The sequence below is a fragment of the Streptomyces sp. 8L genome, from assembly GCF_020176795.1.
In the GTDB taxonomy this organism is placed as follows: domain Bacteria; phylum Actinomycetota; class Actinomycetes; order Streptomycetales; family Streptomycetaceae; genus Streptomyces.
In genome coordinates this window covers 1-11912 of sequence record NZ_JAIUKE010000398.1, presented here as the reverse complement: position 1 = coordinate 11912, position 11912 = coordinate 1, and the positions used below count along the sequence as shown (strand labels likewise).

Here is an 11912-nt window from a genome sequence, read left to right as displayed (position 1 = left end):
CCCCGTACGCCTTCGGCCCCGGACAGCGGCCCGCCGCCTCCCCCTCCCGGTTCTGCCCCTGTTCTCGGACCGGCGTCCGCGCGTCACACCGTCCAGGACGCTTCGAGGTCCACGATGTCCCCGGCCAGCTCGGCGACGTCGGCGGCCGTCTGCGCCCGCAGCGTCAGCCGCTCCACGCGTTCCACGCGGTATTTGCCGTGCTCGGCGGCCGACTGCCACATGGACAGCACCAGGAACTCGTTGCCGGGGGCGTCGCCGAACAGACCGCGCACCATTCCGGGCGAGCCGGCCATGGCCGGATTCCACACCTTCTCCTGCATGAGCGCGAAATGCTCGACGCGCTCCTCGTGCACCCTGCTGTGCGCGACGCGCACGACATCGGCGTCGGTGAAGCGGGGTTCGAAGCCGGTCTTCACATCGAAACGGTGGTCGAAGAGCTTGACCTGGCTCTCCTTGAACGTCCCCGACTGCGCGGCGGCGAGCCGGTCGTGGGAGCGTGCCATGAACGAGTCGTAGAAGGCGCGGCTCTCCCAGAACGCGAAGACGTGGGCCACACCGGAACGTGTCCTGCTCCAGCCTCCGCCCTGCCCCCGGAACCCCGGCTCACCGAGCAACCCCGCCCACTTCCGCTGCCCGCGTTCGAATCCTCGACGGTCGATCACAGTGCAGTGAGTCCACTTGACCAGCACCGCGCCATCGTACGGCCCAGGGCGTGGCGCCGGTCACGACGCAGCCCTCGTGGCCCGCTGTCGGTGGTGCGGTCTAGCCTTGTCACCAAGGGCCGGTCACGTGGCAGAACCGGCCCCCTTCACGGGGAGGCGACACCGGTGGGAAGCGCCAACAAGGGCTTGTCGAAGATCGAGGTCATGCTCAAGTGGGACCCCAGCCCGCTGGGCGCGCCCGACCACGATCTCGACCTGATCGCAGGCACGTTCACCGCGGACGCCCCGCACGGGCCGCCCGCCTACCTCGTCCACTTCGACAGCCGTTCACCCGACGGCACGATCACCCTGAACCGCGACAGCAAGACCGGCCAGGGCCTCGGCACCGACGAGGAGATGACGCTCGAACTCGACCGGCTGGGCGACGCGTACACCCGCGTGCTCGTCGGTGTCGCGATTCAACAGGGCGACGGCGAGCTGACGTTCGGCGAGGTGGCACAGCCGCACCTGCGGGTGGTCGAGGACCGCGACGAACTCGCGCAGTACGACTTCGGCGAGGTGCCGGACGCGACGGCGGCGACACTGGGCGAGTTCTTCCGAGAGCCGGGCGGTGTCTGGCAGTTCCGCAGGAATGTGCGTGGTTTCCAGCAGGTCGACGCCCAGACATTCGGACAGCGGATGGGCGAGGCCTGACGCGGCGCGCGGCCGAGCAGCTTCGGCGGGCCTGAGGCGCCCTGAGTCCGCCGAAGTGACCGAGGCGGCCTGAGGCGCCCATCCCGGCACTTCCGGCCGTTCTCCGCACACGGATTGCTCGACGCCACGTCAGGTCGCCCCCGGACCACGCCAGTTGGTCGATGCCAGACCCGTCGGCATCAGGTCGGTCGGCGTCAGAGCACTCGGCCCTCGGGCCCCTCGTCGCATCCCTGCCGCCGCGCGGACACGAACGAGGCGGCGAAGCCGGGGAACCCGGCTCCACCGCCTCGGAGCTCTCAGCCGCTCAGCCACTCAGCCGGGCGGGTGTCCACCACCCGCACCGCCGACCGGCCGGGGCGGCCGTGCGACCGCTCAGCTGCACCCGCTCGTCGAGCCGCAGCCCTCGCAGATGTAGCAGGAACCGGCGCGCTGCATCTTCGTACCGCAGGAGAAGCAGAGCGGCGCGTCCGCGCTGATTCCCAGCTGCATCTCGACCAGTTCGGCGGAGGTGTGCGCCTCCTGCGGGGCCGGCGCCGCGGCCACCGGCGCCTGCGCCGTGGAGTCCGGGGTGACGACCGCCTTCAGGGACGGCTCCGGCCGCGGCGCGGCGGCCTGGGCCAGGGACTGGGCCTCCGTCTCGTCGTCCGCGTCGGACGGCTCGTACGAGCCGGTGTCGAGGTGGCGCTGACGCTCCTCGGCCGAGTGGATGCCGAGCGCGGAGCGCGTCTCGAAGGGCAGGAAGTCCAGCGCCAGGCGGCGGAAGATGTAGTCCACGATGGACTGCGCCATCCGCACGTCGGGGTCGTCCGTCATGCCGGCCGGCTCGAAGCGCATGTTGGTGAACTTCGAGACGTACGTCTCCAGCGGCACGCCGTACTGGAGGCCGACGGAGACCGCGATGGAGAAGGCGTCCATCATGCCGGCGAGGGTCGAGCCCTGCTTCGACATCTTCAGGAAGACCTCGCCGAGGCCGTCGTCCGGGTACGAGTTCGCCGTCATGTAGCCCTCGGCGCCGCCGACCGTGAAGGACGTGGTCAGGCCGGGACGGCCCTTCGGCAGGCGCTTGCGGACCGGGCGGTACTCGATGACCTTCTCGACCGTCTCGCGGATGGCCTCCTCGGTCTTCTCCGTGACGGCCTTCTTCTCCTCTTCCTTCTTCTTGGCCGAGAGGGGCTGGCCGACCTTGCAGTTGTCGCGGTAGATCGCGAGGGCCTTGATGCCCAGCTTCCAGGCCTCGAAGTAGATCTCCTCGACCTCTTCGACCGTGGCGGACTCGGGCATGTTGACCGTCTTCGACAGCGCGCCGGAGATCCACGGCTGGATGGCCGCCATCATGCGGACGTGGCCCATCGCGGAGATGGAGCGCTCGCCCATGGCGCAGTCGAAGACCTCGTAGTGCTCGGGGCGCAGGCCGGGGGCGTCCACCACATTGCCGTGCTCGGCGATGTGGGCGACGATCGCCTCGATCTGCTCCTCCTGGTAGCCGAGGCGGCGCAGCGCCTGCGGCACCGTGCCGTTGACGATCTGCATCGATCCGCCGCCGACGAGCTTCTTGAACTTGACCAGCGCGAGGTCCGGCTCCAGGCCCGTGGTGTCGCAGGACATCGCGAGACCGATGGTGCCGGTCGGGGCGATGACGGACGCCTGCGCGTTGCGGAAGCCGTTCTTCTCGCCGAGGCGCTGCACGTCCTGCCAGGCCTCGGTCGCCGCGGCCCAGATCGGCGTGTCGAGGTCGTCCACGCGGACAGCCTTGCCGTTCTCGTCGGCGTGCTGCCGCATGACGCGCTTGTGCGCGGAGGCGTTGCGCGCGTAGCCGTCGTACGGGCCGACGATGGCGGCCAGTTCGGCGGAGCGCCGGTACGCGGTACCCGTCATCAGCGAGGTGACGGCGCCGGCGAGGGCGCGGCCGCCGTCGGAGTCGTACGCGTGGCCCGTCGCCATCAGCATGGCGCCGAGGTTGGCGTAGCCGATGCCGAGCTGGCGGAAGGCGCGGGTGTTCTCGCCGATCTTCCGCGTCGGGAAGTCCGCGAAGCAGATCGAGATGTCCATCGCGGTGATGACCAGCTCGACGACCTTGGCGAACCGCTCGGCCTCGAAGGACTGGTTGCCCCTGCCGTCGTCCTTGAGGAACTTCATCAGGTTCAGCGAGGCGAGGTTGCAGGACGTGTTGTCCAGGTGCATGTACTCGCTGCACGGGTTCGAGCCGTTGATCCGGCCGGACTCGGGGCAGGTGTGCCAGTGGTTGATCGTGTCGTCGTACTGGATGCCGGGGTCGGCGCAGGCCCAGGCGGCCTCGGCCATCTTCCGGAACAGCGACTTCGCGTCGACCTCTTCGATGACCTCGCCGGTCATGCGCGCCTTGAGGCCGAACTTCCCGCCGGTCTCGACGGCCTTCATGAACTCGTCGTTGACCCGGACGGAGTTGTTCGCGTTCTGGTACTGGACGGACGTGATGTCGTCGCCGCCCAGGTCCATGTCGAAGCCCGCGTCGCGGAGAGCGCGGATCTTCTCCTCCTCCGTGACCTTCGTCTTGATGAAGTCCTCGATGTCGGGGTGGTCGACGTCCAGGATGACCATCTTGGCCGCGCGGCGGGTGGCGCCGCCCGACTTGATGGTGCCGGCGGAGGCGTCGGCGCCGCGCATGAAGGAGACGGGCCCCGAGGCGTTGCCGCCGGAGGAGAGGAGTTCCTTGGAGGAGCGGATGCGGGAGAGGTTCAGGCCGGCGCCAGAGCCGCCCTTGAAGATCATCCCCTCTTCCTTGTACCAGTCGAGGATCGAGTCCATGGAGTCGTCCACGGACAGGATGAAGCAGGCCGAGACCTGCTGCGGCTGGGGCGTGCCGACGTTGAACCACACCGGCGAGTTGAAGCTGAAGATCTGGTGCAGGAGCGCGTAGGCGAGCTCGTGCTCGAAGATCTCCGCGTCCGCCGGGGAGGCGAAGTAGTGGAAGTCCTCGCCCGCCTTGCGGTACGTCTTCACGATGCGGTCGATGAGCTGCTTGAGACCGGTCTCGCGCTGCGGCGTCCCGAGCGCGCCGCGGAAGTACTTGCTGGTGACGATGTTGACCGCGTTCAGCGACCAGAAGTCGGGGAACTCGACGCCGCGCTGCTCGAAGTTGACCGAGCCGTCGCGCCAGTTGGTCATGACGACGTCGCGCCGCTCCCAGGCCACCTCGTCGTACGGGTGCACTCCGGGCGTGGTGTGGACGCGCTCGACCCGGAGCCCCTTGCCGGCCTTGGCCCCCTTCGACCGGGAACTCCGTGCCTGGCCACTCGTCGTCTCTGTCATGCCGCCTCCCATATACGTACAAAAACACTCGCGAGCGCCCTGTTGTTCCAGGTCGCGGGCATATGTGTGACACCTCGGGCGCGGTGCGCCCGGGGCAAGTTCGTGGCCGCCGCCGGCCCGCCGGGCGCGGGGCCCGGCCCGGTCAGCCGGCGGCGGTGGCGGGCTCGGGGGACTCGGGTCCCCCGCCGTCCGCACGGTCCTGCTCCCCCACGGGAGGCCGCTCCCGCAGCTCCCCGATGGCCGCCTCGAAGTCCTCCAGCGAGTCGAACGCCCGGTACACCGACGCGAACCGCAGGTAAGCGACGAGGTCGAGCTCACGCAGCGGTCCGAGTATGGCGAGGCCCACGTCGTGGGTCGTCAGCTCGGCACTCCCGGTGGCGCGCAGCTGCTCCTCGACCCGCTGGCCGAGCTGGGCGAGCGCGTCCTCGGTGACCGGCCGGCCCTGGCAGGCCTTCCGCACGCCGGTGATGACCTTGGTGCGACTGAAGGGCTCCGTCACACCGCTCCGCTTGATCACCATCAGTGACGCGGTCTCCACCGTCGTGAAGCGGCGGGAGCACTCGGGGCACTGCCGGCGCCGCCGGATGGCGGTCCCGTCGTCGGTCGTACGGCTGTCGACGACGCGGCTGTCGGGGTGCCTGCAGAAGGGACAGTGCACGTTTCCCGCTCCTCCCTCACTGCACGGCTGAATAGCTTCGCGATGGCTCGAAAGCGCCCCCGGGAAGCTGTTCTCCAGCATAGCCGCACCACAATCTGTGGGCGACAGCGACTACCCAACCACTACATGTAGGGCTTGGACCGAACTTTACGTTCTCGCGCGTGTCGTGCGCCCGCAGGCGCCCGAGGCCGTGCGGCCGTCCAGGTCGGGCCCGAGATTACGTGACGCGAGAGGCGGTCGGGACGCCGGGGCACCCCCCGGGCGGCACCGCATGTACACACTCCCCACACCTCCATAGAGGGCGTGGCGAGACCCCGGAGATCTCCGACCGGCCGGGACCCGCCACCGCGCGGGCGGTACGGTGACGTCACGCGGCGCGACCGGCGGAGCACGACCGGGCACCGCCGGCCGGACGGATGGACCCCGGCGCGGGACACCCGCACCGGCCGTGTTCACTGGGGAGCGGACGCCCGCGCGGAAGGATGCCCGCGCCGCGCGGCGGAGGGTCCGCCTGGCGTCCGCCGGGGGTCCCTCCGGCCTCACCCAGAGGTCCGTCCGGCGCCCGCCGGAGCCCGTCCGTCCGGAGCCCGTCGGAGGCCCCGAACGCGGGCTCGGGACCGGGCCCACCCCGTGCACACGGACGTTCACAGAGCGTGCTCATACACCCAACTGAGGTGTTCGGGAACCGTACTTCGGACTTTTTCACTCGAACGTGTGTTTGGCGCAACCTTTCGAAAGCCATTACCGTTGTGCAGCAGGGAGAACACACCTGAGAGGGGCCCGATGTGACCACGACCGCCGACAGTGCCGCCATCACCGCGCAGGACCACGCCGCGCGCCGCTTCGAGCCGGTACACGCCGTGACGGAACCCGTCGCCACGGACCAGGAGGGCCTCGCCAAGGCCACCCGGTCCCTGCCGGGCCGACCTCCCGGAATCCGGGCGGACAGCACAGGACTCACAGACCGTCAGCGCCGGGTCATCGAGGTCATCCGCGACTCCGTGCAGCGCCGCGGGTATCCGCCGTCGATGCGCGAGATCGGCCAGGCGGTCGGCCTGTCGAGCACGTCGTCCGTGGCGCACCAGTTGATGGCGCTGGAGCGGAAGGGCTTCCTCCGCCGCGACCCGCACCGGCCTCGCGCGTACGAGGTCCGCGCCTCCGACCAGCCGACGAGCCAGCAGACGGACACGACGGGCAAGCCCGCGGCCTCGTACGTGCCGCTGGTCGGCCGGATCGCGGCCGGCGGCCCGATCCTGGCGGAGGAGTCCGTCGAGGACGTGTTCCCCCTGCCCCGCCAACTGGTGGGCGACGGCGAGCTGTTCGTACTCAAGGTGGTCGGCGACTCGATGATCGACGCCGCGATCTGCGACGGCGACTGGGTGACGGTGCGGCGCCAGCCGGTCGCCGAGAACGGCGACATCGTGGCCGCGATGCTCGACGGCGAAGCCACCGTGAAGCGCTTCCGCCGCGAGGACGGGCATGTGTGGCTGCTGCCGCACAACGCCGCGTACCAGCCCATCCCGGGTGACGAGGCGACGATCCTGGGCAAGGTCGTGGCCGTCCTGCGCCGCGTCTGACCCTGTCGGGACGCTGGTCCCGCACGGCGACGGCGCCCCGCTCATGAGCGTCGGCGGCCGTCTGTCCACCGCCGCCGACGTCGGGTACCGGTCGGGCCCCGCGGCCTCATCCCTCTCCCTCGCCCGACCGCCCCGTACGACCGCGACACTCCGTGTACGGCCCCGAGCCGCCCCCGTGCCCCGAGCACGGCGGTCCGGGGCCGTACGGCATCCCGGCGCGTCCCCCGGAGCCCGCGGGCGCTACTTCCCCTCGGCCCTGGCCGCCGCGTCGATCGCCGCCAGCGACTTGCGGACCTGGTTGCGGTCCGTCGTGTACCAGAAGTCCGGGAGCGACGAGCGCAGATAGCTCCCGTAGCGGGCCGTGGCCAGACGCGGGTCGAGGACCGCCACCACGCCCTTGTCCCCCGTGGCCCGGACCAGGCGTCCCGCGCCCTGCGCCATCAGCAGCGCCGCGTGGGTGGCGGCCACCGCCATGAAGCCGTTGCCCCCGCCCTGCTCCACCGCCTTCTGGCGGGCGCTCATCAACGGGTCGTCGGGCCGCGGGAACGGAATCCTGTCCATCACCACCAGCTGCGAACTCGGCCCCGGCACGTCCACGCCCTGCCACAGCGACAGCGTGCCGAACAGGCAGGTGCGCGGGTCGGCCGCGAAGCCCTTGATCAGCTCGCCGAGCGTCTCCTCGCCCTGGAGCAGGATCGGCATGTCCAGCCGCCCGCGCAGTTCCTCGGCCGCCGCCTGCGCCGCCCGCATGGACGAGAACAGCCCGAGGGTGCGCCCGCCCGCCGCCTCCACCAGCTCGGCCAGCTCGTCCATCATGTCGCCGCGCGAGCCCTCGCGGCCCGGGGTGTTCAGATGACGGGCCACGTAGAGGATGCCCTGCTTGGGGTAGTCGAACGGCGAGCCGACGTCGACGCCCTTCCACTGCGGCACCTCGTCGCCTCCCGTGCCCTCGGGCGCGAGCCCCAGCGACGCGCCCACGCCGTTGAAGTCGCCGCCGAGCCGCAGCGTGGCCGACGTCAGCGTCACCGAGCGGTCCTCGAACAGCTTCTCCCGCAGCAGGCCCGCCACCGACAGAGGCGCCACCCGCAGCGAGGCCCCGAAGCGGTCGTGCCGCTCGTACCAGACGACGTCCCACTCCGAGCCGTTCGCGATGCGCTCCGCGACTCCGTGCACCGCCTCGACGGACGCCATGGCCTGCTTGCGCACGACGTCCTCGTCCTGGACGTTCCTGTCCCGCGTGGTGCCGAGGGCCGTGATCACCGTACGGGCCGCGTCCCGCAGCGCCATCAGCGCGTACGCCAGGTCCTCGGGAATCTCTTCGAGGCGGCCAGGCAGCGCCAGCTCCATCAGCCGCTCGAACGTCTCCGCCGCCGTCTGGAGCGCGTCCGCCGCCTTCTCGTTCACCAGTTTGGCGGCGCGGCGCACCGCGCGGTTGACCTGCCCCGGCGTGAGCTCGCCCGTCGCCACCCCGGTCACCCGCGAGACCAGCTCGTGCGCCTCGTCCACGATCAGCACCTCGTGCTGCGGCAGGACGGGCGCGCCCTCGATCGCGTCGATGGCCAGCAGCGCGTGGTTGGTCACCACCACATCCGCGAGCTTCGCGCGCTCGCGCGCCAGCTCGGCGAAGCACTCCTGGCCGTACGCGCACTTCGAGGCGCCCAGGCACTCCCGCGAGGACACCGAGACCTGCGCCCAGGCGCGGTCCGAGACGCCCGGCGTCAGGTCGTCGCGGTCCCCGGTCTCGGTCTCGTCGGCCCAGTCGCGCATGCGCAGCAGGTCCTGGCCCAGCCTGCTGGTCGGGGCGGCGGCCTCGAACTGGTCGAACAGGCCGTCCTCCTCGTCCTGCGGCATGCCCTCATGGAGGCGGTGCAGGCACAGGTAGTTGCTCCGGCCCTTGAGCATCGCGAACTCCGGGCGGCGGCGCAGCAGCGGGTGCAGCGCCTCGACCGTCCGCGGCAGATCGCGCTCCACGAGCTGGCGCTGGAGGGCGAGCGTCGCCGTCGCGACCACCACCCGCTCCCCGTGGGCCAGCGCGGGCACCAGGTAGCCCAGCGACTTTCCGGTGCCGGTCCCGGCCTGGACCAGCAGATGGGACGGGGTGTCGATGGCCTCGGCCACGGCCTGGGCCATGGCGGCCTGGCCGGGCCTCTCCACACCGCCGACGGCGGTGACGGCGGCATGGAGGAGCTCGGGGAGTGATGGCTTCGTCATAGCGCGACCACCCTACGACCCGCCGCTGACAGTGGCGGCCACACTCCCGGCGCCGCACCCGGTCCAGGGCCGCGGGCCCGGGCCCGGCCCGCCGCTCAGAGCCCAGGGGGCCGGTGCGATCCGAGCGGGTTGGGCACCGTGCCGTGCACGGCCGCGTGCGGACGCTCGGCCCGGTCGCGGTAGCCGTCGAGGTGGAGGCGGTTGCGGTTGAGGCAGAGCCGCTCGATGCGTGGCGTCAGCAGGTCGAAGATCTCGAAGCGGTCCTTGAGTTCGGGGAAGCGCGCGTGGTGGTGCAGGATCTCCGCCCGTACGAGGGACCAGAACTCCGCCTCCGGCACCCCGAGTTGTTCCTCGCAGAGCGGCGCGAGGAAGCGGAAGACCCCGACGAAGAGGCCGGAGTGGATGAACTGCGTCAGGAAGCCGGGGTCCTCGGTCAGCAGGATGTCCCTGACGTCGTCCGGCATGGAGGTGTGCTCGGGCAGCGGGACGGAGCTGACGTTCACGTCGTCGACGAAGTCCTTGATCGCGAGACGGCTCGGCGCCTCGCCCTCGTCGAAGATCACGATGGCGTTCTCACCGTGCGGCGAGAACACCGTCCCGTACCGGTAGAGGAAGTGCAGGAGCGGGGGCAGCAGCGCGTGGAACAGCCGGCGCAGCCACTGCTCGGGCGGGAGGCCGGAGCGTTCGACCAGTTCCGCCGTGAGGGCCCTGCCGTCGGGGTCGGTGTGCAGCAGCGCGGCCAGCGTGCGGGCCCGCTCGCCGGGGGCGAGGCTGGTCAGCAGCGGCTCCCGCCAGATCGCCCCGAGCAGTTCCTTGTACTGGTACGGGGCCTCGGGGAGCCGGTCGTACAGGGGGTGTTCGACGGTCACGGACGCCACCTCGCCCTGGAGGACCACGCGGGTCTCGTCCCGCAGGAACGCGTCGTTGTCGCGCAGTCCGAGCACCCAGGCGGTCACGGCGGGAGCGGCGAGCGTGCGCCTGGTCGGCAGGCCACGCCACACCAGCGTGTTGAGGATCGACAGCGGGAGTTTGACGGTGTGGCGCTCGGGCCTCGCGATGTTGACGAACGTGCGGATCGACTGCTGCGGCAGCCGCAGGTCGCCGTCGGTGGGCAGCGGCACGATCGCGCCCTCGGCGATCGCGGGCGCGTACAGCTGCACCAGGACCTCGTCCCACTGCCAGGGGTGCACGGGCAGGTAGAGGTAGTCGGCGGGGTCGAGTCCGCGCGCCCGCAGCACGCCGTCGAACGCGGCACGGACGGGGCCGTCCAGCTCCATGCCGTACAGCTGCTCCGGACGGCTGACGGCGCCGGTGCCGCGGTAGGCGGCCAGCCGGGTCGAGACGGCTATCCACGGCAGCGCGGCCGGCGTCCGGGACTCGGGGGCCCAGCGGGCGGTGTCGGTGGCGGAGAAGCCGACGCGGCCCTTGTTGAGCACGATCCAGGGGTGGCCGGTCTGATACCCCTCCAGCTCGGCGTAGCCGAGGTCCGCGAGGCGCCCGGCGGACGCCGCGGCGTGGTCGAGGGCCGCGTCGGCTGCGACGGTGGTGGTCAGTTCGCGTATGAGGTGGCCAAGGGTGTCGCCGTCGATGCCGATGAGGCGGTGCGACAGCATCAGGAACCGCAGCGGATCGGTGAACGGCCGTTCGCCGTCCGCTCCGCGGCGGGCCAGGGACTCCGGATCGACGCGCCAGCTCCCGTACGCCCCGCGGCGGGCGCGGAAGGTGAGGGGGCGGCCGTCGTCCAGGACGAGTGTGTAGCGCCCGGATTCGGGCCCGTCCGGCACGGGCTCGACGATCTCCTCGTAGGCGAACTCGCCGAGCAGTTTGGCGAGCAGCCGGCGGGAGGCCGACTGCCAGCGTTCCGGGGTGAGTTCGGGCGGCGTGTAGAGCGGAAGGGGCGGGCATGACGAGGCGCTGAGTGTGGTGGAGTCGCTGAAGTCATGCACGGGCAACGTCGACACGGGGACTCCTCGGAGCAGAAGCGGTAGGTCCGATCGGTGGTTCGCCTACGACTGTTCGGATGCGTCAGGTCACTTACGGTAGTTCACTCGAAGCGGGAAATCCCCAGGTGGGAGTATGTCGGCCGTTCTGGCGGTTCTTGTCAGATATTTACGCGAAATGCGCGGTCGCGGACCATGAGGGCAGCTCGTTTGTCGGGAAGGTCGACTTCCGCCGCGAAGCGGTAGCCTCCGCTCAGAAAGGCTGACACGGACGGCGTGTTCCGCAGGTCAGGTTCGGCAAGTACGCGCGTACACCGGGGCCGATGGTCGAGAATGTGGTCGGCGACTGCCCGCAGGAGGGCCGAGCCCACTCCCCTGCCCCGGTCCGCCGCGCCGCCCAGCAGCAGATGGACGCCGGTGTCGTGGGGACGCGCGGGGTAGTGGCGCGCGAGCGGGTCGAGGTCGGCGCGGTAGATCTCGAAGTAGCTCATCGGCACGCCGTCGAGGACGCCGAGGCAGGGCATGCTGCGGCCGTCGCCGCCGAGTTGGGTCGCGAGGTGGCGGGCGGTGACCGACTCCGGTCCTGCGAGTTCCCAGAACTCCGCCACTGCCGGATCGTTCATCCACCGTGTGACCAGGGCGAGATCGCGGTCGACGCGTACCGGCACGAGCTGGAAGACACCGACACGCGAGGAGACCGGACCCCAGCCGGCGAGGTCATCGAGAAGCGACGGATCGAAGCGGCGGGAGGCGCGAGGGGTCCTCGGGACGAACGGGAGGCGTGAGCCGTCCCCGGCCCCGCGCTCTGCCCCTGCCTCCGCCTCTGCCTCTGCCTCGCACGAAGCCTTCCGGACGTACGGGACGTACGGGGCGTACGGGGGAC

General features: G+C 71.0%; 8 protein-coding genes. 2 read left to right on the top strand and 6 right to left on the bottom strand.

Going from position 1 to position 11912, the window contains the following annotated elements:
• Positions 1-83: 83 nt before the first annotated feature.
• Positions 84-689: a YdbC family protein gene (locus LCE31_RS28420; protein WP_225019203.1), complete on the bottom strand. Its 606-nt coding sequence runs from the start codon at positions 687-689 to the stop codon at positions 84-86.
• Between LCE31_RS28420 and LCE31_RS28415 the strand changes: the two genes are divergently transcribed.
• The gene (locus LCE31_RS28415) at positions 669-1355 is read left to right on the top strand and encodes a TerD family protein (RefSeq protein ID WP_308042320.1); all 687 of its coding nucleotides are present in this window, start codon (positions 669-671) and stop codon (positions 1353-1355) included. The two genes, LCE31_RS28420 and LCE31_RS28415, sit on opposite strands and share 21 nt — an antisense overlap.
• A gap of 372 nt (positions 1356-1727) precedes the next feature.
• On the opposite strand, the gene LCE31_RS28410 is transcribed toward LCE31_RS28415, so the two are convergent.
• Positions 1728-4643: a vitamin B12-dependent ribonucleotide reductase gene (locus tag LCE31_RS28410; protein ID WP_225019199.1), complete on the bottom strand. Its 2916-nt coding sequence runs from the start codon at positions 4641-4643 to the stop codon at positions 1728-1730.
• A 142-nt stretch (positions 4644-4785) separates the two neighbouring features.
• Positions 4786-5301 carry a transcriptional regulator NrdR gene (nrdR, locus tag LCE31_RS28405; RefSeq protein ID WP_225019197.1) on the bottom strand — a complete coding sequence of 172 codons (516 nt, stop codon included), beginning with the start codon at positions 5299-5301 and terminating at the stop codon, positions 4786-4788.
• 785 nt (positions 5302-6086) lie between these two features.
• Here nrdR and lexA point away from each other — a divergent pair.
• On the top strand, positions 6087-6878 hold the full coding sequence (gene lexA, locus LCE31_RS28400; RefSeq protein ID WP_225019195.1) for a transcriptional repressor LexA: 792 nt from the start codon (positions 6087-6089) through the stop codon (positions 6876-6878).
• Between the two features lie 240 nt (positions 6879-7118).
• Here the strand turns inward: lexA and LCE31_RS28395 are convergent, their stop codons facing one another.
• From LCE31_RS28395 to LCE31_RS28385, 3 genes are all read right to left on the bottom strand, one after another.
• Entirely contained in the window at positions 7119-9089 is a 1971-nt protein-coding gene (locus LCE31_RS28395; RefSeq protein ID WP_225019192.1) for an ATP-dependent DNA helicase, read from the bottom strand.
• Positions 9090-9184: 95 nt separating this feature from the next.
• A complete protein-coding gene (locus LCE31_RS28390) occupies positions 9185-11050 on the bottom strand; it encodes an IucA/IucC family protein (RefSeq protein ID WP_374118577.1) in 1866 nt (621 codons plus the stop codon).
• 140 nt (positions 11051-11190) lie between these two features.
• Positions 11191-11912: GNAT family N-acetyltransferase (locus tag LCE31_RS28385; RefSeq protein WP_225019182.1), on the bottom strand; the 722-nt coding region annotated here is incomplete at its 5' end.

Bases quoted from the DNA above. Each gene is read 5' to 3' on its own strand.
- LCE31_RS28395 (WP_225019192.1), bottom strand. From the start codon at position 9,089: ATGACGAAGCCATCACTCCCCGAGCTCCTCCATGCCGCCGTCACCGCC.
- LCE31_RS28410 (WP_225019199.1), bottom strand. From the start codon at position 4,643: ATGACAGAGACGACGAGTGGCCAGGCACGGAGTTCCCGGTCGAAGGGG.